The organism is Streptosporangium nondiastaticum (genome assembly GCF_003011965.1).
GTDB lineage: Bacteria > Actinomycetota > Actinomycetes > Streptomycetales > Streptomycetaceae > Streptomyces > Streptomyces nondiastaticus.
The window spans coordinates 43,697-63,694 of sequence record NZ_PXWG01000014.1 but is presented as its reverse complement, the minus strand read 5'-3'; the positions used below and the strand labels follow the sequence as shown (position 1 = coordinate 63,694).

At 73.1% G+C, this 19,998-nt stretch carries 16 protein-coding genes and 2 pseudogenes; 8 read left to right on the top strand and 10 right to left on the bottom strand.

Going from position 1 to position 19,998, the window contains the following annotated elements:
- Position 1: 1 nt before the first annotated feature.
- The 8 genes and pseudogenes from B7P34_RS09095 to B7P34_RS09065 form a co-directional block, all read right to left on the bottom strand.
- Complete coding sequence (locus B7P34_RS09095) at positions 2 to 5,515, bottom strand: type I polyketide synthase (protein WP_106675307.1); 5,514 nt, start codon at positions 5,513 to 5,515, stop codon at positions 2 to 4.
- 24 nt (positions 5,516 to 5,539) lie between these two features.
- Positions 5,540 to 5,800 (bottom strand): acyl carrier protein, encoded by a 261-nt coding sequence (locus tag B7P34_RS09090; RefSeq protein ID WP_106675306.1) that lies wholly within the window; start codon positions 5,798 to 5,800, stop codon positions 5,540 to 5,542.
- Positions 5,801 to 6,015: 215 nt separating this feature from the next.
- Entirely contained in the window at positions 6,016 to 6,186 is a 171-nt protein-coding gene (locus B7P34_RS38385) for a carbamoyltransferase C-terminal domain-containing protein (protein ID WP_146166774.1), read from the bottom strand.
- 217 nt (positions 6,187 to 6,403) lie between these two features.
- Positions 6,404 to 6,511, bottom strand: a pseudogene (locus B7P34_RS38380) (carbamoyltransferase N-terminal domain-containing protein); the annotation flags it as partial.
- A gap of 182 nt (positions 6,512 to 6,693) precedes the next feature.
- Entirely contained in the window at positions 6,694 to 6,996 is a 303-nt protein-coding gene (locus tag B7P34_RS37390) for a hypothetical protein (RefSeq protein WP_106675304.1), read from the bottom strand.
- A 131-nt stretch (positions 6,997 to 7,127) separates the two neighbouring features.
- Positions 7,128 to 8,408 carry an aminotransferase class V-fold PLP-dependent enzyme gene (locus B7P34_RS09075; RefSeq protein WP_106675303.1) on the bottom strand — a complete coding sequence of 427 codons (1,281 nt, stop codon included), beginning with the start codon at positions 8,406 to 8,408 and terminating at the stop codon, positions 7,128 to 7,130.
- A 278-nt stretch (positions 8,409 to 8,686) separates the two neighbouring features.
- Entirely contained in the window at positions 8,687 to 9,097 is a 411-nt protein-coding gene (locus tag B7P34_RS09070; RefSeq protein WP_189382609.1) for a hypothetical protein, read from the bottom strand.
- Positions 9,098 to 9,151: 54 nt separating this feature from the next.
- Positions 9,152 to 10,699, bottom strand: coding sequence for a bifunctional NAD(P)/FAD-dependent oxidoreductase/class I SAM-dependent methyltransferase (locus B7P34_RS09065; protein WP_106675302.1), 1,548 nt, complete (start codon positions 10,697 to 10,699; stop codon positions 9,152 to 9,154).
- A 50-nt stretch (positions 10,700 to 10,749) separates the two neighbouring features.
- Between B7P34_RS09065 and B7P34_RS09060 the strand changes: the two are divergent.
- Positions 10,750 to 11,224 (top strand): annotated as a pseudogene (locus B7P34_RS09060) (helix-turn-helix domain-containing protein); the annotation flags it as partial.
- 80 nt (positions 11,225 to 11,304) lie between these two features.
- Here B7P34_RS09060 and B7P34_RS37385 read toward each other — a convergent pair.
- Positions 11,305 to 11,667, bottom strand: a complete 363-nt coding sequence (locus B7P34_RS37385; protein ID WP_189382607.1) for a helix-turn-helix domain-containing protein — start codon at positions 11,665 to 11,667, stop codon at positions 11,305 to 11,307.
- On the opposite strand from B7P34_RS37385, the gene B7P34_RS37380 reads away from it, so the two are divergent.
- Complete coding sequence (locus B7P34_RS37380) at positions 11,659 to 11,949, top strand: hypothetical protein (RefSeq protein WP_189382605.1); 291 nt, start codon at positions 11,659 to 11,661, stop codon at positions 11,947 to 11,949. The genes B7P34_RS37385 and B7P34_RS37380 overlap by 9 nt on opposite strands.
- Positions 11,950 to 12,698: 749 nt before the next feature.
- Here the strand turns inward: B7P34_RS37380 and B7P34_RS09050 are convergent.
- Positions 12,699 to 13,970: an MFS transporter gene (locus tag B7P34_RS09050; RefSeq protein ID WP_106675300.1), complete on the bottom strand. Its 1,272-nt coding sequence runs from the start codon at positions 13,968 to 13,970 to the stop codon at positions 12,699 to 12,701.
- 134 nt (positions 13,971 to 14,104) lie between these two features.
- On the opposite strand from B7P34_RS09050, the gene B7P34_RS09045 reads away from it, so the two are divergent.
- The 6 genes from B7P34_RS09045 to B7P34_RS09020 are packed head-to-tail and all read left to right on the top strand — an operon-like array spanning position 14,105 to position 19,938.
- On the top strand, positions 14,105 to 15,124 hold the full coding sequence (locus B7P34_RS09045; protein ID WP_106675299.1) for an ABC transporter substrate-binding protein: 1,020 nt from the start codon (positions 14,105 to 14,107) through the stop codon (positions 15,122 to 15,124).
- On the top strand, positions 15,114 to 16,265 hold the full coding sequence (locus tag B7P34_RS09040; protein ID WP_106675298.1) for a FecCD family ABC transporter permease: 1,152 nt from the start codon (positions 15,114 to 15,116) through the stop codon (positions 16,263 to 16,265). Before B7P34_RS09045 ends, B7P34_RS09040 begins: the two co-directional genes overlap by 11 nt.
- Positions 16,262 to 17,065: an ABC transporter ATP-binding protein gene (locus B7P34_RS09035; protein WP_106675297.1), complete on the top strand. Its 804-nt coding sequence runs from the start codon at positions 16,262 to 16,264 to the stop codon at positions 17,063 to 17,065. The genes B7P34_RS09040 and B7P34_RS09035 overlap by 4 nt, the downstream gene beginning before the upstream one ends.
- Positions 17,062 to 17,904, top strand: coding sequence for a Rossmann-like domain-containing protein (locus tag B7P34_RS09030; protein WP_106675296.1), 843 nt, complete (start codon positions 17,062 to 17,064; stop codon positions 17,902 to 17,904). The genes B7P34_RS09035 and B7P34_RS09030 overlap by 4 nt, the downstream gene beginning before the upstream one ends.
- On the top strand, positions 17,901 to 18,944 hold the full coding sequence (locus tag B7P34_RS09025) for a GHMP family kinase ATP-binding protein (protein WP_106675295.1): 1,044 nt from the start codon (positions 17,901 to 17,903) through the stop codon (positions 18,942 to 18,944). The genes B7P34_RS09030 and B7P34_RS09025 overlap by 4 nt, the downstream gene beginning before the upstream one ends.
- Entirely contained in the window at positions 18,865 to 19,938 is a 1,074-nt protein-coding gene (locus B7P34_RS09020; protein ID WP_106675294.1) for a pyridoxal-phosphate dependent enzyme, read from the top strand. Before B7P34_RS09025 ends, B7P34_RS09020 begins: the two co-directional genes overlap by 80 nt.
- Positions 19,939 to 19,998: the final 60 nt, after the last annotated feature.

Here is a 19,998-nt window from a genome sequence, read left to right as displayed (position 1 = left end):
GTCAGAGAATCTCGAACTCTTCCCAGGACCCGGCTTCCGCGCCGTCATCCCGCGGTGGTGGCGCGGCGCCGGCCGTGGTGCCGGCGAGCATCCGCGCGGCGAGCTGCCGCACGCTGGCGCCTTCGAGCGCGGCGGCCAGCGGCATCGATATGCCGAGCTCCACCTCGACCTGGTTCTTCATGCCGACCGCGACCAGGGAATCCAGGCCGACGTCGGTGAGCGGCATGTCGGCGTCGAGCTGCTCCGGCTTCATGTCGAGTGCTCGCGCGATCGCGCCGTGCAGGTACGACTCGAACAGCTCCTGACGCTCCGCCGGATCGGCGGCGAGCAGATCACCGGCGGTGAGGGTGCGCGCTTCGGTGACCGCCGGCGCCGGCCCGGAGCCGGCCACGAGCTCGGCGGTCAGCCGGGAATCCGCCGTCGCCGCCGCCCAGCGCTGCCAGTCGACCAGGGCCACGGCGACCTGCGCCGCCTCGATGCCGAACAGCAGCGGCAGCCAGCGGGTGCCGTCGGCCGGCACGATGCCCTTGACTCCGGCGCGTTCGACGAACCGGCCGACGCCCTCGGGCCGCACCGACAGCCCCGTGTCCTGCCACGGTCCCCAGGCGATGCTCAGCGCCGGCCGGCCCTGCGAGGCCCGCAGCGAGGCCAGCGCGTCGAGGAAGGCGTTGGCCGCCGCGTAGTTTCCCTGCCCCGGCGACCCGAGGACCCCGGCGAGCGAGGAGAACATCACGAAGAAGTCCAGCGGCAGGCCGGCCGTCAGGCGGTGCAGGTTCCACGCCCCGGCGACCTTCGGTTCGAGGACGGCCAGCAGGCGCTCCGGGTCAAGGGTGCCGAGGGTGGCGTCGTCGAGGACACCGGCCGCGTGCACGACGCCCCGGACGGGCGGCATGGACGCCGCCGCGCCGGCGAGGACCCGTGCGAGGGCCTGCTCATCGCTGACGTCGGCGCGCGCCACGCGGACCTCGGCGCCCGCACCGCGCAACGCCCGCAGTTCCTGACCTGAGGTGTCACCGGCATCCCTGCGACCGACGAGCACCAGATGGCGCGCCCCCCGGCCGACCAGCCAGCGGCTCACGAGCAGTCCCAGCGCGCCGAGGCCGCCGGTGATGACGTACGTCGCATCCCGGCGCACGACATCGGCGGGTGCGGTGCGCGGCGATGCCCGGCGGACCAGCCGCGCCGCGTGCCGCACTCCGCCCCGGACGGCCACCTGGGTCTCGGCGTCGTCGGCCCGCAGCTCGTCGGCGATCCACCGCGCGGCCGCCGGGCCCTGGGAGGGATCGAGGTCCACCAGCGTGGGCCGCAGCTCGGGGTGCTCGACCGAGGCCACCCTGCCGAGCCCCCAGACGGGCGCGTGAGCGACGGACACCGGCGACGGCGAGCCCTCGACGGCGTGGACGCCGCTGGTCATGAGCCAAAGACGCGTTTTCGTATGCACCGGTGCGCCTGCTGCGAGCGCCTGGATCAGGTGCAGCACATGGATGACGCCCCGCTGTTGCGCGGCGCGGAGCGCGGCCGGCCGGAGACGGGCGGGGTCCGCGCCGTTCCCGGTCGCGGCATCGAGGCTCCAGAGGTGCGCCACCCCTTTCAGCGAACCCAGCCTCTCCCGCGCCGCGTCCACCGCTCGGCGCACTTCGTCGCCGTGCCCGGCGCGGATCACGAGCCGGTCGGGATCCGCGTCGTCATAGCCGTCTCCGGCCGTCACCAGGACGGCCCGCTCGCCGCCCTCGATGAGACGCGCCGCCACCGCCGCTCCCACACCGCCCTCGTCGGCGAAGAGCAGCCAGCCGCCGCCGGACCGGCCCGTTCGCCGGGGAACGGCACGCTCCCGGCGCTGCCAGCGCACCTCGTAGAGCGCGCGGTCGAGCGTCGTCGACGCGGGCAGCCACGCGTCACCGTCGAGCTGCCTGAGGTGGACGCCCTCCAGGACGGCGATGGTCCTTCCTCCGTCGTCGGCCAGCACGACGTCCCCGACCACGCCGGCCGGAAGGCCTTCGCGGCCCGGAACGGCTTCGCTGCCCGAGACGGCTCCGCCTCCCGGAACGGCTTTGCTCCCCGAGCGGACGCGGGCATGGGCCCAGAGGCGGTCCTGCTTGCCCACCCCTGCCGGCCGCGCGATCATCCGGTCGATCGCGAGCGGGACAAACAGGCGCCGGCCATCGGCCCCGTCATCGCCGGGCAAGGCGGCGACCAGGACCTGAAGCGCGACATCAAGGAACACCGGATGGATGCCGTAGACGCTGGTCTCGGACGCCACCCCGGCCGGAGCGGCAAGAGAGGCGAGCGCCTCCCGGTCACCCTGCCACAGCTGGTCGACCGCCCGGAACGCCGGGCCGTAGCCGAGCCCCCGCAGCCCCAGGGACTCGTAGAAGCCGGCCGGCGCGACCGGGTCCGGGCAGCGTTTGCGGACGGCATCCAGCTCCAGCACCGGAAGATCCGCCGCGGCCGGCGCCTCGGGCGTGATGGTGCCGGTCATGTGCAGCGTCCACTCCGGTCGGCGGTCACTGTCGTCCGCCGGACGCGCATACGCGTGGACGCTCGCACCGTTCTCCGCGGCGGACACGCGCAGCTGGACCGTGGCCGTGCCGGTGTCGTCCAGCGCGAGCATGCGCGGGAACTCGACCTCCGTGAGCACACTCGAACCCGCGCCCGACACCTGCGCCGCTGCCGCCCGCGCCATCTCCAGCCAGGCGGCGCCGGGAAGCACGGCGACGCCCTGGACCCGGTGCTCGTCGAGAAGAGGCTGCGCCGCCGCGCTGACGGCGCTCTCCCAGACGTGGCTCCCCGCCGCGCCGGCGAGCTGCAGGTGGTGTCCGAGCAGGGGATGGCCGCCGGCCGGGCCGGGGAGGTGCGGCAGCGCACCCGCCGAGGGCAGCCAGCTGCGCTCGCGCTGCCAGGGGTAGCCCGGCAGGCGCACCGGGCGCCGGGGCTCGGGGTGCAACGCGGTCCAGTCCGGCTCGAAGCCGGTGGCGTACAGCGCGCCGAGCGACGTCAGCATGACGTCGCTCGGCGGTGCGTCGCGGCGCAGCGACGCCAGGAGCATGGTCTCCCGGCCCCTGGTCCGGGTGCTCTGTGCGATCGCGGGGAGCAGCCCGGGGTGCGGCGACAGCTCGATGAACACGTCGTGGCCGTCGTCGAGGAGGCCGTCGACCGCCGCGGCGAAGAGCACGGGGGTCCGGATGTTCTCTGCCCAGTACCCGCCGTCGAGGGCGCGGCCGTCGCAGGTCCCGCCCGTCACCGTCGAATACATCGGCAGCCGCGGCGACATGGGCTTCAGTCCGGACAGGGAGCCGGCGAGGTCGCCCATGAGGGGCTCCATCTGCGGGCTGTGCGACGCGAAGTCGACCGACTGCAGGATCCGGCAGAAGACCCCTCGCTCCCGCAGTCCGGCCGTGACCTCCTCGACGGCGTCTGCATCTCCCGAAATCACCGTCGACGTCGGGGCGTTGACCGCCGCCACCGATACACGGCTTTCCAGACCGCGCAGCTCGTCGTGTACGGCGTCGGCGGGGAGTTCGACGACGGCCATCCGGCCCCGGCCCGAGACGGTGCGGATCACCCGGCCGCGCCGGCAGATGACGGCCACGGCGTCCTTGAGGCTGAGTGCGCCCGACAGGTGCGCCGCCGCGACTTCGCCCATGCTGTGGCCGACCACGGCGTCCGGCACGATTCCGCGCGATCGCCATACGTTCGCCAGGGCGACCTGGACGGCGAACAACGCCGGCTGGCAGAAGTCGGCCTGATGGAGGCGGGACGCCTCCTGACCGGCCCAGAGCTGCTCGATCAGCGACCAGCCGGCCTCCTCCCGTACCAGGCGGTCGCACTCCTCCAGCGTGGCGAGCAGCGCCGGCTCCTCGCGCAGCGCCGGGTCGAGCGGCCACCAGACCGGTCCCTGCCCCGGGCAGACGAAGGCCAGCCGGCGGCCGCGGCGCCGGGCCGCGTCGCCCGAGACCGTGCCGGGGCCGGGGTCGCCGGCCAGGAAGGCCCGGAGCTGTTCCGCGGCCCCGTCGCGGGAGCCGGCGACGAGCGCCAGGCGGTGGCGGTGGTGCGAGCGGCGGGTACTGGCGGTGTGGACCAGGTCGGCGAAGCCGGGGCGGGCATCGTCCTCGCTCGTGAGCACGTCCAGGTGCCGTTCCGCCGTTCGCCGCAGCGATTCGGGGCTTCGGGCCGAGAGGGGGAGCAGGACGGCTCCGTCCGTGTGCGGACGGCCGTTGCCGCCGTGGGAGCGGACGGGCGGCGCCTCCTCGAGCACGATGTGGGCGCCGGTCCCGCCGAAGCCGAACGAACTGACACCCGCCCGGACCGGACCCTCGTGCTCCGGCCACGGCTCGTGGGCACGCGCGACCCGCAGGCGCAGTGCCGCGAAGTCGATCTGCGGATTGGGGTTCTCGACGTGCAGGCTGGCGGGGATCTGACGGTGCTCGACCATCAGGACCGTCTTGATCACGCCCGCGATCCCGGCGGCGGCCTCCAGGTGGCCGATGTTCGACTTCACCGATCCGATGACGCACGGGCGCTCCGGCGGGCGGTCGCCCACCACGCTCCCCAGGGCCCTGGCCTCCATCATGTCGCCGAGGAGCGTCCCCGTGCCGTGCGCCTCGACGTAGTCGATGGCGCTCGGCGCGACGCCGCTGTGCCGGTGCGCGGCGCGCAGCAGATCTTCCTGGGACCGCCCGTTCGGCGCCATCAGCCCGTTGGTGCGCCCGTCCTGCCCGACCGCGCCGCCGCGGATCACCGCCCGGATCGCGTCGTGGTCGGCGAGTGCGCGTTCCAGCGGCTTGAGCACCACGACGCCCGCGCCCTCGCCGCGGACGTAGCCGTCGGCGGAGGCGTCGAACGACTTGCAGCGGCCGTCCGGGGCCATGACGCCGGCCTTCGTGAAGTTGATCGCGAAGGCCGGCGACAGGATCAGGTTCACGCCGCCGGCGAGCGCGAGCCGGGACTGCCCGCTCCACAAGCTCTGGCACGCGGTGTGCAGGGCCACCAGGGAGGACGAGCAGGCCGTGTCGACGGCGAGGCTCGGGCCGCGCAGGTCGAGCACGTACGAGATGCGGTTGGCCGCCACGCTGAGGGCGACGCCCGTGCCCCAGTACGCGTCGATGCCGTCCAGCCGGGGGGCCTGCAGCAGGGCGTAGTCGTAGCTGCTGATGCCGATGAAGACGCCGGTGTCGGTACCGGCGAGCGCCGTGGACACCTGGCCGGCGTCCTCCAGGGCCTCCCAGGCGACCTCCAGCAGCAGCCGCTGCTGCGGGTCGACGGCGCTCGCCTCGCGCGGTGAGATGCCGAAGAACTCACGGTCGAAGCGGTCGACCTCGTCCAGGAAGCCGCCCCAGCGCGTGATCATCTTTCCCGGGGCGGCGGGGTCGGGGTCGTAGAGCTCGCCGGCGCTCCAGCGATCGGGCGGCACTTCGCTGATCGCATCCACCCCGTCGAGCAGAAGCTGCCAGAACTCGTCGGGGTTGCCGGCACGGGGAAACCGGCACCCCATGCCGATGATCGCGATGGGCTCCATGCGACACGCACTCCTGTTTGCTCGTCAGTCGTCGTGCGGACTCCCGCCGATGCCGGCGACGTGCTCGGCCAGCGCGGCGATGGTGGGGTACTCCCACGTCAGCGTCTCCGACAGCGTGACTCCCAGTGCTTTCGCGAGATCGCCGATCAGCGCGACGCTCGACCTCGAGCTGAGGCCGTTGGCGACGAAGGACTCGTCCACGTCGACCTGCTCGGGAACGATCCGCTGCATGCCGGCGATCCGGGCGACCAGCCAGTCCTCGATCTGCTGCCGGCCGACAGGCATTCCGTCCACGCTCCGTTCCTCTTCCGTGGTCGTGAAAACGGACGGTGCAACGGTGGGGCAGTCCGGGTCCTCCCCAAACTTCACGAGAACCGGTGGTGGAGGGCAAGCCCCGGGGGAGCGATCGATGTGCCGCACGAAAGCGCGCACCGCGGCGCGCGTGTTCCGGCCCGCACCCGCATCCTCACGGCACCACAGGTGCCGCACCGGTCGGATTCCTACGAATACTCAGGTCGCAGCAGGAAGAACCTGCCCCGCCACAGCCGGTACTGCTCGCGCCTGACGCTTGTTGCGCTGCTTGTTCCCGGCGGCCACGGGCCGGTGAGGATGCTGCGGTTGCCGAGCGCCCGGGGCCCGTACTCGGACCGGCCCTGGGCCCAGCCCAGCACGGAGCCCGCCGGCCGGCAGCCGCGCGCTCTCCGCGACGATGTCCGCGGGCCGGGAGTACTCGACGAGGTCGCGCCAGGCCGTGAGCTGGACCTCGATCTCCGGCGCGGTGCCGAGCCCGGGCCCCACGCCGGCGGACCGCATCCGCGGCCGTCCCGGCCGGCCGCCCGCGCCCGGCCGGGACGGCCCGAGCTGCTGGGCGGCCGTGAGCGCGGCGCCCTCGGCCGCACCGGCGTTGTGCGACACGGGGTGGACGAAGATCTCCTCGAACCTCCCGGACCGGAGCAGCAGGCCGTTGAGGCTGCTGTTGTGCGCGACCCCGCCCACTGGCTCTCCCGGCGGGGCACGAATCCGTTCGTCAGGAAGACGCCGGGAGCCGTGCGCAGTTCGAAATCGCCGCCGTCCCGCAGTGTGCACATCGGGCCGAAGAGGTCGCGGTAGGCGGCCGGGTCGCCGTACGGGGCCGGGCCCATGACCTTGTACTCGTCTCCGAGCCGGTAGCCGAGCGGCTAGATGTTGTTCTCGCGGAACTTCCCGAGCGACGGGTCGAGGTTGTAGGTCGCGAGCCTTTCGAGCCGCTCGTCCCGCCCCCGGAAAATCGTTGTCGAATGCGCCTCCCCGCGAAAGCCCATGACCACCACGGGGGCTTCTTTCATGCCCGACCGGATGAAGGAGGACACGGCCTGGCAGACGTGATGCTCGCTGTAGAGGAGCCGGTCGGACGGCACTTCGATGCCGGGCTCGCCCGACAGGCAGCCGGTGATGATCTCGCGCGACTTCCGCAGTGGAAGCAGCGGATTGAGCATGTACACCTGCCGAGGGTCAGGTCCACGAAGTCCTCTGCGACGTAGTGCCCCACGGCTTCGACCTGGGACTGCGTGACCCCGGCGGTGGCGAGGCACGCGCGGATCGCTTCAGCGGGCCGGTTCCTCAGACCGGTTCCTCAGCCCTTCAGGAACCTCTCGTCGGGGTGGTTCATCGACCAGAACCCCTTCTCCGCCGTCGTCACCGAGTCGATGAGCAACTCGGCCTCCTCCATCGTGTTGTACACGCCGAACGACGCGCGGACGGATCCGACGATGCCGAGGCTGTCGAGGAAGGGGACCGCGCAGTGCACGCCGGTGCGGGTGGCGATGCCGAAGGTGTTCAGATGGCTGCCGACGTCATGCGGATGCACGCCGTCCACGTTGAAGGAGACGATGCCGCCCAGCGGCGCCTGGGCGCCGTACACGGTGACGCCGTCCAGGGCGCGCAACCCCTCGGCCGCGCGCGCCGCCAGCGCCGCGTCGTGCCCGCCGACCGCGTCCCGGCCGAGGCCGTCGAGGTAGTCCATCGCCGCCGCGGTGCCCACCATGCCGGCGATGTTGGGCGAGCCCGCCTCGAACAGCAGGGGCGGGCGCGCACCGACGGGGCCGTCCGCGTACGTGGCGATCGGCGTCATGCCGCCGCCGAGGAGCAGCGGTTCCATCCGCTCGAAGTGTTCGGCCTTGCCGTACAGCACTCCGGTGCCGTGCGGACCGTACATCTTGTGCGCCGAGAAGCAGTAGAAGTCGGCGTCGAGGTCCCGTACGTCCACGCTCCGGTGCGCGACGGCCTGGGCGCCGTCCACGACCACGAAGATGCCGTGGCTGTGTGCCTCCGCGGCGATCTCGCGCACGGGGTTCACGGTGCCCTGGACGTTGGAAACGTGGGCCACCGCGATCAGCCGCGTCCTCTCGGTGATCTTGGCGCGGAAGGCATCCAGTGACGGCTCGCCGTACTCGTCGACGTCCGCGACCTGCAAGACGGCCCCGGTCCGCAGGCAGAGCTGCCGCCACGGGAGCAGGTTGGAGTGGTGTTCGAGCCCGCTGATCAGGACTTCGTCTCCGGCCGCCACGGCGTGGGTGCCGAAGCCCTGCGCCACCAGGTTCACCGATTCGGTCGCGCTCTTGGTGAACACGATCTCACTCGCCTCGGCGGCGTTCAGGAAAGCACGGACGCGCTCGCGTGACCGCATGAAGCGATCCGTCGCCCGCATGCCGAGCGTGTGCACGCCGCGTCCGACGTTGCTGTTGTCGTTGCTGTAGTAGTCGTGGACGGCGTCCAGCACCTGGCGCGGGATCTGCGTCGTCGCGGCGTTGTCCAGGTACACGGGCGGCTTGCCGTCGAGCTTCGTCGCGAGGATCGGGAAGTCGGCCCGTACGTCGCGTGCGAGCCCGGAGGAGGGAGTTCGCTGAGCTGTCATCAGTGCACCTCTCTGGGAGGGAGGAGACGGCACGAACGTCTGCGGAGTCGGCGTTGTTCTCGCGGACTTCCGTTCCGGTGGTCGCGGTAGCACCGTCGCGAGGCCGTGCCGGTACGGGCAAGCCTCGAGCGTGCGGACGATGTACCGCGCGAAGGTGCGGACGGGGGTACGGGAGGGGCCGCGTTTCGAAGGGGCATCGTGAGGAGGACGCTCAGAGCCGCGCCGGGGCCGGGCGCGATGGCCGGCACGGTCCGGCGGGACAGTGGGTCACACCGCTGTCACGGTCGGCGTTCGCGAGCGAGCCGTGCCGGCGACGTGTCCGTGTCGCCGGTGTGCGCCACGAGGCCGTGGTCCGTGGCGGCCGGCCGGGTCACCTCGGTGCCGAGCCGGATCGCGGGGTCGGTGATGGACGCGTACCGGGACAGGTGCTTCACCACGTCGTCGCGGGGCATGAAGCCGTCCGGGTCGTCGCCGTCGTACGGCATCCCCGGCAGCAGGAACGTGAAGTTCGGCAGGACCGGGCAGAACTCGTCCCACCGGTCGTGCCGGCTCCCGCCGATCCGGTCCCGCCGGACCACGACGAGGTGGTCCACTCCGGCCTTGGTCAGCCAGTAGCTGGTGGCCGGCCATGCCTGACCGCCTCCGATCACGAGCGTGTCGGTCCGCTCCGCCGTCCCTCTGCCGGCCATGATGCACTCCTCCCGATCTCTGCTGAGGGTTTCGTGGTCGTCGTCATGGCGCGGTCAGCCGGCCTCGCGCCGCACCGCGCGCAGCACCGCGTCAGTGAGCGTGATCTGATGCCCGTCGGAGTCGGTGCCCGGGCGCTCCTGGGCCGTGGTGGTGATGTCCCACGCCGACGGATCCAGCGCGGTGGCGACCTCTTCGGCCGTGAACATCAGGTGACGCAGGCGCGGCCGGTGCAGCGTCTTCACCTCCAGGTCGGCCGGGTGGTGACCGACGATGAGGAGCGTCCCGCCCGGGCGGACGGCCTCGGCCAGCCGGCGGTACAGGGCGTCACGCGCGGGCCGGGGCAGCTGCAGGAACTGCACCGACACCAGGTCGTACTGCGCCGGGGCGGGGTCCCACTCCGTGATGTCGGCCTGCTGCCACGTGACGTCCACGCCGACTTCGGCGGCGCTTTGGGCGGCCCGGTCCAGGCCGGCCTGTGCCATGTCGACCGCGGTCACCTTCCATCCGCGCGAGGCGAGCCAGATGGAGTCCGCGCCCTCGCCGCTGCCGACGTCCAGCGCCGTGCCGGGCGGGAGGCCGGCCGCGGTGACGACCACCTGCGGATTGGGTTTTCCGCTCCAGACCCGTTTCCCCGACCCGTACTGCTCCTCCCAGTAGTCGCCCGACATCAGGCGGTCGATGAGCCGGGTGTCCTCGGCCACGAGGTCGGCGTTGATCGCGGTGGCCGCGGCCGCCCCGCCGGCGGCCGAGGCCATCACCTGCGCGCCGAGGTCGGTGACGTTGCCGGCGACCCACACCCCGGGCACCTCCGTCAGCCCCGTCGGGTCGGCCGCGATCGCCTCGCCGATGCCCATAGGGTTCGGGACAGGCTCGATGCCGAGGCCCGTGAGCACCCCGGAGTTGGCCGCCAGCCGCGGCGCGACGACCACCACGGAACAGGCCGCGACCGTCCCGTCGGCCAGCCGCACACCGGTGATCCGGTCACCGGTCACGTCCAGCGAGTCCACGGTCCCGTCGACCACGCCGATGCCCCAGGCGGCCAACTGGGCCACCTGTTGCTCGGTCAGGGCCGGGGCGGTGTGCTGGAAGAAGGTGACCTCCGAGGCCAGCTGGCGGAACATCAGCGCCTGGCGCACGGCCCACTGCGGGTGCGTGGCGATCACGCCGACGGGCTGGTCACGCAACTCCCATCCGTGGCAGTGCGGGCAGTGCACCACGTCGCGGCCCCAGCGCTCCGCCACCCCGGGGATGCCGGGCAGCTCGTCGGCGAGGCCGGTGGTCACCAGCAACCGCCGCGCGGTGACGGACCGGCCGTCATCCAGGACCACCGTGAACACGTTGTCGTCACGACGCGCCTCGACGGCCGTCGCCTTCAGTACGAGCCCGCCGTAGCGCTCGACCTCCGCACGCCCGATCCGGGCGAGTTCGCGCGGACTGATCCCGTCGCGGGACAGGAATCCGTGCACGGCGGCCGAGGGTGCGTTGCGTGGCGATCCGGCGTCGACCACGGCCACCGAACGGCGGGCCCTGCCCAGTGTCAGTGCGCCGCTCAGCCCGGCGGCACCACCGCCGAGCACCGCGACATCGAATTTCTGCGTCATGGCGCCAGCATCGGTTCACGGCGGAAGGGTCGTAAATTAATGTTGCCGGAATGGCAAACATAGACGAGATGCCGGCCCGGGGCGGTCCCCGGTTACGCGCGATCCGCAAGCAACGCGGGACGACCCTCGTCGAGGTGGCGGCCGGGACGGGCATCTCGGTGTCCACGCTGTCGCGGTTGGAGGCCGGTCACCGCCGCCGCCCCACGCTCGAACTCCTGCTGCGGCTCGCCCAGGCGTACGGCGTGCAGATCGACGAACTCGTCGGCGCGCCGCCGACCGGCGACCCGCGCATCCACCTGCGCCCGGTGCAGCACAAGGGCATGACGTTCATTCCGCTGACCCGCTGACCCGCTGACCCGCTGACCCGCTGACCCGCTGACCCGCCGGACCGGCGGCCTGCAGGCGCATAAGGTGGTCATCCCGGCGCGGCGCCGCACCTCCGAGCAAAAATCCCACGAGGGCTACGAGTGGATGTACGTGCTGGGCGGCCGGCTCCGGCTGCTCCTCGGCGATCAGGACCTGGTGCGAACGCGCCCGCCTCCGCACCCACTCGGCGCTGCGCTAGCGGCCCGGCCGTGGTGCCGGCGGCGCCGCGGTTCCCGGCGTCAGCCGGTGCTCCTCTCACCTCCTCCGGCCTGGTGCCCGTCCGTCGCGAGCATCCGGGCGACGAAGTGGGTGCGGCTCGGTGAGTTCACCTTGCTGAGCACGGACGAGACGTGCCGCTTGGCGCTGTGCAGGGAGATCCCCACCTTGTCGGCGATCTGCCGGTTGCTCAGCCCTTCCAGGAGCAGGGAGATGACGTCGCGCTCGCGGGGGCTGAAGTACGGCTGGTGCGGCGACGGCGCCGGGCCGCCCGACCGGGCACGCTCGCGGAGGTAGCTCGCGACGGGCAGGGCCATGGGGACGCTCCCGCACATCAGGGCCTGCAGCGTGCTGTCCAGCGTAGCCTCCGTGACGTCGTGCACCATGAGGTAGCCATCGGCCTGCGTTCTCGCCGCCATGGCGAGGTGATCAGGGTCGGCTTTGGTGACCAATATGAGCACGCGGCTCGCGGGGAATGTGATCCGGACGTAGTCGGCGGCATCACCGAGAGTGCAACAGCTGACGATGATGACGTCGGCGTTCCGTTCGCCGCCGCGCGCCCTGAGCGCGATGAGCAGTTCTTCCATGGTGCGATGGCATTCGAGAACGCCGATCCGGTCGATCCGTCGCAGCATGGTTTCCAGTCCGCGGCGAAGGACCTCCAGTGATTCGAGAACAGCGACATCCATTCCCTTTCCCCCTCCTGAATTCCGTCATCCACTGTCCGAACGCCGAAGCCGTGAAGGGGCGCGGAGGAACCGCCGGGATTCCGCCGCCGGGCGTCGGCCGTCCGGCGATGCCTGCGCGACGGTTCCCGTCCGGAGGGAAGAAAGCCGGGCCCGGCGGTCAGCCGGCCCCGGCTCTCGCCGATGCTCCGGAACCCGCGGACCGGGGGAACGGCCGAACCGTCGCTGCTCTTTCCTCACCAGGCACTTCGCGCGTCCCTGCCCTCAACGCAGGCTCTCACCCCTGCTGAGCCGCTCCCAGGAGAACGTGCGGGGAGGACTTCGGGCGCAACGGGGTGGTGGGGCCGTGCACACCATGAATGCCGGGTCCGCCGATGCCCGGACCTGCGCCGGCTCGCATTCGTCTGTGACGTTTCCTGCTACCGGTTCCGTCACGCCGTAAGGTGCGGCCCTCGTTGTCGCGTGTCGTCATGCGCCTTCCCGGAGTGAACGTCACAACTCTTGACCGTGGCCGAAGTGGTCCGGGTTTTCACTAACCGAGTATCAACTCTCCTGACGCTCTGTCACCACTGAATTCCGGCCAGTCTCCCGGTATATTCGGGCCGCGCGAAGTGGTATGGAGTATTCCACTACCCGTGATGTTCGGGGGTGCTCCCAGCGCTCCCACAAGTCCCTTTCGTGCTCGGCGAGCGGCCGGTGGCGAAATGAACGTGCCGTTCAGTCTCCCCGCGTCAGTCCCTCGCCGCCGGGGCCGTGCGGCTGAAGTGGCGGGCGGTGGGCACCAGTGCTGCCGCGGCCGGCACGAGGAAACAGGCCGCGGTGCAGACGGCGAGGACGGGGGTGACCCCGAAGCGTCCGATGGCCGGGGCGATCAGGGCCAGGCCGACGGGCGCCAGGCCGTAGGACACCAGGAAGTCCAGCGAGGAGACGCGGGCCAGCTTCTCCGGGGCGACCTCGCGCTGGGTGGCCGTGAACCAGGGCACGTTGAACAGCTCGATCCCGATCCCGGCGACGGCGTACGCGGCGACGACCACGACCGGGTGCACGGGCAGCATCAGGCTCAGCGGCGCGACGCCGTACGCGGCCAGCCCGGCGAACGCGGCCCGGCCCTGGGAGCGCGGCCGCAGGCGGGCGATGGCGACGGCCCCGAGGAGCGCGCCCACGGTGTACGCGGTCATGGCCGCGGCCAGCACCCACCCGGTGCCGTAGCGGTCCCGGCTGATCAGGGGCAGCGCGACGCTGGTGGTGGAGTAGCCGAGGGCTATGACGGCGGCGAGGGCGGCGAGTCCGGCGAGGAACCAGGGGTGGCGGCGCGCTTCCCGTACGCCTTCGAGGAATTCGGTGCGGAAGCCGGCGCGCGCGGTGGATCCGGCAGGCCCGGCGGCCGGTTCCGCCGGGGCGGTGCCCCTGGCCGGGACGAGCGCGGCGACGAGCCAGAGGAGCCCGATGCCGAGCAGCAGCGTCCGGACGCCGAGGAAGGCCGTGAGCAGTGCGGTCAGGGCGGGGCCGGTGAGCGTGGAGCTCCGTACGGCGATGGTCATGGCGGCGTTGGCCTGCTGACGGCGTCCGGGGTCGACGGTCTCGGCGGTGAGCGCCTGGAACGCGGGGCGGCAGGCGCCCTGTCCGGCGCCCGCGAGGGCGGCGGCGGCCGTCATCAGCACGAGCGAGCGGCCGAGGCCGGCGGCGAGGAGGGGCGCGGCGACCGCCGCCGCGAGGGCTGACCAGAGGACGACGGCGCGGCGGGAGTGCTGGTCGGCCAGGACGCCGCCGACGGCGACGGCGGCGAGGAAGCCGGCGGTGCGTGCGGCGAGGACCAGGCCGAGTCCGGCGGCGCCGAGTTCGCGGTGCAGCACGGCGAGCCCGAGGACGAAGGGCAGGGCCCAGGTCGCGAGGCCGGAGGCGGTGGTGCCCGCCCACAGGCGCAGGAACGCGGGGTCCCGGAGGACCGAACGCGGGGGAGGGGCGGCGGACTTGGCCCGGGTCGGCGTGGGTGTGGTCGGCACGGTGTGGTTGCTCCTCGGGGTGGGGGCCGGGGGTGCGGATCGGCGGGCCGGATCGCACCCGGGTTCGCTTAATGAAAATGAATACCATTACAGTACTCTTCGAACGCGGCACCCCCTCCCGGACTGGAGACCCCATGCGCCACCCCGCCCGCCTCGGCATCGCCGTGGCCCTCACTCTCGCTACCGCGGGCTGCTCCACGGCGGCACGCGACGGCTCCAGGGCTGACGCCGAGTCCGCCACGGCGGCCTCCGTCACCAGCTGCGGCCGCCCGCTGTCCTTCGCCGGGCCTCCGAAGCGGACCGTCGCCCTGGACCAGACCTCCACCGAGACCCTGCTCGAACTCGGCCTCCAGGACCGGATGGCGGGCACGGCCAACCTCAAGACGAAGATCCCCGCGCAGTACGAGGCCGCGTACGCGGGGGTCCCGGTCATCGCCCCCAAGATCGCCACCGGCGAGCAGCTGCGCGCCGCCGGCCCCGACTTCGTCGTCGCGGGCTCCGCCGACCTCTTCACGAAGGACCGCGCCGGCACCCGTGAGGAGCTGGCCGCCCTCAAGGTCCCCACGTTCGTCAGCGCCGTGAGCTGCCCGCGGCGGAACCCGGCCGGCAAAACCCCCTTCGAACTGCTCTTCTCCGACTACGAGAACCTGGGCGAGGTCTTCGGGGTCCAGGAGCGGGCGGGCAGGCTCGCCGCCGCCCAGCGCGCCGCGGTCGCCGAGGCGCGGAAGACGGCCGCCAAGGTTCCCCGGGGCGAGGAGCAGCCGACCGTCGTCTACCTCTACTCCGTCTTCAACGGCATGCCGTACGTGGCGGGCCGGACCGGAATGCCCAGCGAGATGAGCCGGATCATCGGCGCGAAGAACGCCTTCGACGACGTGAACGAGGACTGGCCGGAGGTCTCCTGGGAGGAGGTCGCGAAACGCAACCCGGACTTCATCGTCATCGGCGACCTGGCCGAGCGCGGGCGGCCGGGCGACAGCGCCTCCGAGAAGCGCGCCGCCATGACCGGGCACCCCGTGATGTCCAAGCTGGCCGCGGTCCGGGACAACAAGATCCTTGAGGTGCCGGGCATCGAGCTGGACCCGTCCGTGCGCTCGGTGCACGCCCTGGGGATGCTGGCCGCGGGGATGAAGGACCTCGGACATGCCCGCTGAGCCGCTCACGCGCGGGAGGCGGGCGGATCTCCTGCCGGCTGAGCACCCCCCGCCGACGGACCTCCTGCTTCCGGCGGCCCGCGGGCGGATGGTGACGGAGAGCCCCGCCACCGGCGGGCCCCCGCCGCCGGCACCGGTGTTCCGGGCGCTGCGCCTCCTCCTCGCCGCCCTCGCCCTGGCGGGCTCCGTCGCGGCGGCCGTGCGCACCGGCACCTCCGGCTCGGGCTGGGGCGGCCTCGCCCGCGTCCTCGGCACCCATCTCGGCCTGGACGTGGAGCCGTTGCCCCCGCTGACGGACTCCTTGGTCTGGGACCTGCGGCTGCCGCGCGTGCTCATGGCCGCCCTCGTCGGCGCCTCGCTCGCCGTGTGCGGCACGGTGCTGCAGGCGGTCACCCGCAACGCGCTCGCCGACCCCTACCTGCTCGGCGTCTCCTCGGGCGCGTCGGCGGGAGCCGTCACCGTGGTCGTCCTCGGCGTGGGGGCGGGTGCGCTCGGGGTCACCGGCGGCGCGCTCGCCGGCGCGCTGCTCTCCTTCGGGCTGTTCCTCCTGCTCCTGCGCCGCACCGGCCTGGACTCGGACCGCATCGTCCTCACCGGCGTGGTCGTCGGCCAGCTCTTCACCGCGCTCACCTCCCTCGTCCTGATGGCAGCGGCGGACGCGGACACCACCCGGGCCGTCACCCACTGGCTGCTGGGCTCGATGGCACCGGCCCGCTGGGACACCGTCGCGGTCTGCGCGATCGTCACCCCGCTGGGGCTGGTGGCCGCATGGCTGTGCTCGAACGCCCTCGACGGGCTCGCGTTCGGCACCGACACCGCCGCCTCCCTCGGGATCGGCGTGCGGCGCACGCGGATGCTGCTGCTCGTGGTCACGGCCGCGCTGACGGCCGTGGCGGTGGCCACGGTCGGCGCCATCGGCTTCGTCGGGCTGATCGTCCCCCACGGGGTGCGGTTCCTCGTCGGGCCGCTGCACCGCGTGCTGCTGCCGTACGCGGCCCTCGCGGGCGCGGTGTTCCTGGTCTGGACGGACGCGCTGGCGCGGATCGCCTTCGCGCCCCGCGAGGTTCCCGTGGGCGTGATCACCGCACTGCTCGGCGTGCCGCTCTTCCTCCTCGTCCTGTGCAAGAGAGGCGAACTGTGAGGATCACCGCCGAAGAACTGAGCTGGTCGGCGGCGGGCACGCCGGTCGTCCGCGGCGTCAGCGCCGACATCGCCCCCGGCGAGACGGTCGGGCTGCTCGGCCCCAACGGCTCGGGCAAGTCCTCGCTCCTGCGCTGCCTGGCCGGCCTGCGGGCCCCCGACACGGGCGCGGTCCGCTACGACGGCGAGCCCGTACGGGGCTGGAGCGCGCGCCGGATCGCCCGCCGCGTCGCCTTCGCCGCCCAGGACCCGGGCGCGGACAGCGACCTGAGGGTCGCCGACGTCGTGGGCCTGGGACGCACCCCCTTCCGCGACCGCCGGCGCGGGCCGGACACCACCGACCGGGCGGTGGTCGCCGCCGCGCTGGAACGCGTGAGTCTCACCGCGCTCGCCGGCCGCTCCTGGAGGGCGCTGTCGGGCGGCGAGCGGCAGCGCGCCCACATCGCCCGCGCGCTGGCCCAGCAGCCGTACGCCCTCCTGCTCGACGAACCCACCAACCACCTGGACGTCAGACACCAGCTGGAACTCATGGAGCTGCTGACCGGCACCGGTCAGACCGTCCTGGTCGCCCTGCACGACCTGTCGCTCGCCGCCCGGTTCTGCGACCGGCTGCTGCTCCTGCACCACGGCCGCCTGGTCGCCTCCGGAACCCCCGCCGCCGTCCTGACGGCCGAGCGGCTCGCCGAGGTCTTCGAAGTGGACGCCGAACTCACCACCGACGCCCTGGGGCATCCCGTGGTCACGTACCGCGGACCCCGACGCTCCACCACTCCCTCCGAAGAGGAACCCATAACCCCATGACCCGTACACCCTCCGCCCCCGCCCCGTCCGTCGACGCGCTCGTCGAGGCCGTCCTCGCGGGCGAGCACGGCCCGCTCCCCTCCGGACTCGTCGCCACCAGCGTGTTCTGGGTCCACCACGGCACCCGCCTCGCCGGCGGCGACACCACCTATCTCAACCAGTACGTCCTGGTCCGCCTGGGCGGCTCCTTCGGCGGCTGCGCCTTCGAGGCCGGCGAGCTCGGCCCGTCGGTCTGCCGCGACTCCTCCGGCACCCCGCTCGACGCCCTGCTGCGCGAGGCCCCGCGCCCGCTGCGGATCGCCGCCCTCGACGCCTACCTCTCCGAGACGCGCCCGCACCGCGCGGCCGCCGAGGCGGGCGACGCCGAGGCCGTCACGTTGCCGGCCGGCACACCGGAGGTCCGCGCGCGGGCCCGCGACGCGGCCGTCGCCGGCCTGCTGGACATCGAGGAGGGCGCGAAGGTCGGCCTCATCGGCGTCGTCAACCCGCTGGTCGCGGCGATACGCGAGCGCGGCGGCGAACCCCTGCCCTGCGACTTCAACCTCAGGGCCACCCAGTGGGGCGACCCGGTCACCGACGACATGCACGACGTGCTCGACCGCGCCGACGCCGTGGTCGCCACCGGAATGACCCTGAGCAACGGCTCGTTCGACACCGTCCTGGAGCGCTGCCGATCCCGCGGCGTCCCGTTGGTCGTCTACGCGCAGACCGGCAGCGCCGTCGCCCGCGCCTTCCTCGGCTCGGGCGTGACCGCCCTGTCCGCGGAACCGTTCCCCTTCTCCCAGTTCAGCGCCGAGGAGACGGCGCTGTACCGCTACCGGACGGCGGGCGGCGCATGACCCCCGCCGCCCGCACGGCCGCACCCGGTGCCGGTGTCCTCCCCACCGGCACCGGGCACGCGCCCTGCCACCACGGCGAGCTGCTCCAGGGCGTCTTCCTCGACGACGAGGGGCGCCGGTGCGCGGGCCTGGTCACCCTGCCGATGGCGGGGCCCGGCAGCCGCGCCGAGTTCGTCCGCCGGCCCGGCACGGCGCCCGAGGCGCTCACCGTCGTCCCCGCCGACCGTACGAAGGCCGCCCGGGCCGCGGCCCTCGCGGTCGCCGAGTGCGCGGAGCGGACCGGGCAGCCGCCCTGCGGCGGCGAGTTGCGGATCATCTGCGACATCCCGGTGGGCCTGGGCATGGGCAGCTCCACCAGCGACGTGATCGCCGCCGTGCGCGCGGTCGCGGACTCGTACCGGCTGCGGCCGGCCCCCGCCGCCGTCGCCCGGCTGGCCGTGCGCGCCGAACTGGCCTGCGACCCGCTGATGCTGGACGGCCGGCCGGTGCTGTTCGCCCAGCGGGAGGGCCGCGTCCTGGAGATCCTCGGCCCGGCCCTGCCGCCGCTGGTCGTCGTGGGCTGCGCGCTCGGCGGCGGCGCGCCCGTGGACACCCTGTCCCTGCCCGCGCACGAGCCCACCGACAGCGACGTACGGGCCTGGGAGCGGCTGCGCACGCGGCTGCGCAGGGCGGTGGCCGGCGGCGACGCGCAGCTCCTCGGCCGCGTCGCCACCGCCAGCGCCCGGCGGGGCCAGGAGGTGCTCGGCCACCCGGAGTTCGGCGCACTGGACTCCATCGCCCGCCGGGTCGGGGCCGCGGGCGTCCAGATCGCGCACAGCGGCGCCGTGGCGGGCGTGCTGTTCGACCCGGCCGTCCCTGGCCTGCGGCACCGCGTCCGCAGCTGCCTGCGCGCGCTGGACGCCCACGGCATCCCCGCCACCCGGACCTTCACGACCTTCACCACCACCAAGGAGATCCCGGATGGACCAGCACATCGCGGAGTCGATCGGCAGGCCGGACCTGGTACGCCTCGACGACCGGCTCGTCTGCCTGCGCTTTGAGACGATGAAGGTGGTCTCCGCGCTCGCCGCGGTCCGCCACCTGCTCGACACCGGAGCCGTACGGCGCGGGGACACGCTGCTCGACAGCTCCAGCGGCATCTACGCGTACGCGCTCGCCCTGGCCTGCCACCGGCACGGCATGCGCTGCCACATCGTCGGCTCGACGACGGTCGACCACGCCCTGCGCACCCAACTCGCCGTGCTCGGGGCCACGCTGGAGCAGATGGAACCGTGCAGCGACCTCAAGCTGGACCAGAAGCGGCGGGTGGAGCGGATCCACGAGATCCTCGCCGCGCACCCCGAGTACCACTGGATGCGGCAGTACCACGACGACATCCACTACCTCGGCTACCGCGCGGTCGCCGACCGCATCCGCGAGGCGACCGGCACGGAAGGCCTCACCGTGGTCGGCGGGGTCGGGTCGGGCGCCTCCACCGGCGCCCTCGCCCGCTACCTCCGCGCGGCGCCCGGCGGCCCGGGGGACGTCGAACTCGTCGGCGTCCAGCCGTACGGCAGCATCACGTTCGGGGCGGAGCACGTCTCCGACCCCGAGATCATCATCGCCGGGATCGGCAGCTCCATCCCCTTCGGGAACGTCTCCCACGAGCTGTACGACACACTGCACTGGATCTCCTTCGACGCGGCGCTGGCCGGCAGCGTCGACCTGCTGGGCCGGCACGCGGTCTTCGCGGGCCTGTCGGCCGGCGCCGGCTACCTCGCCGCCCGCCACGAACGCGAGCGCGCCCCCGAACGGACGGTCCTCTTCGTCGCCGCCGACACCGGCCACCGCTACGTCGACACCGTCTACGCCCGGCACCGCGAGGCCGCGCCGATCGCGGACCTCGCCCCCCGGGAGGTGACCGACCAGAGCCAACTGGCCCTGCCGTGGTCCCGGATGCGCTGGAACCGCGCCCCGGCGGCAGCCCGGGCCGCGGCCGTATCCGCTCTCACCCAGGGCGCGTTCACAAGTTATATGAATAACGTCAACCATTGACGTTGTCCGTTCAGCAACTTTATGGTCGCGGGACTCTCGCAGGAGATACGAGAACGACGG

Excerpts from the sequence above, each read along its gene's own strand:
- B7P34_RS09095 (WP_106675307.1), bottom strand. The coding sequence starts at position 5,515 with ATGGAGCCCATCGCGATCATCGGCATGGGGTGCCGGTTTCCCCGTGCC.
- B7P34_RS09090 (WP_106675306.1), bottom strand. The coding sequence starts at position 5,800 with ATGCCTGTCGGCCGGCAGCAGATCGAGGACTGGCTGGTCGCCCGGATC.
- B7P34_RS09075 (WP_106675303.1), bottom strand. The coding sequence starts at position 8,408 with ATGACAGCTCAGCGAACTCCCTCCTCCGGGCTCGCACGCGACGTACGG.
- B7P34_RS09070 (WP_189382609.1), bottom strand. The coding sequence starts at position 9,097 with ATGGCCGGCAGAGGGACGGCGGAGCGGACCGACACGCTCGTGATCGGA.
- B7P34_RS09065 (WP_106675302.1), bottom strand. The coding sequence starts at position 10,699 with ATGACGCAGAAATTCGATGTCGCGGTGCTCGGCGGTGGTGCCGCCGGG.
- B7P34_RS37385 (WP_189382607.1), bottom strand. The coding sequence starts at position 11,667 with ATGGTGCACGACGTCACGGAGGCTACGCTGGACAGCACGCTGCAGGCC.
- B7P34_RS09045 (WP_106675299.1), top strand. The coding sequence starts at position 14,105 with ATGCGCCACCCCGCCCGCCTCGGCATCGCCGTGGCCCTCACTCTCGCT.
- B7P34_RS09040 (WP_106675298.1), top strand. The coding sequence starts at position 15,114 with ATGCCCGCTGAGCCGCTCACGCGCGGGAGGCGGGCGGATCTCCTGCCG.
- B7P34_RS09030 (WP_106675296.1), top strand. The coding sequence starts at position 17,062 with ATGACCCGTACACCCTCCGCCCCCGCCCCGTCCGTCGACGCGCTCGTC.
- B7P34_RS09025 (WP_106675295.1), top strand. The coding sequence starts at position 17,901 with ATGACCCCCGCCGCCCGCACGGCCGCACCCGGTGCCGGTGTCCTCCCC.
- B7P34_RS09020 (WP_106675294.1), top strand. The coding sequence starts at position 18,865 with ATGGACCAGCACATCGCGGAGTCGATCGGCAGGCCGGACCTGGTACGC.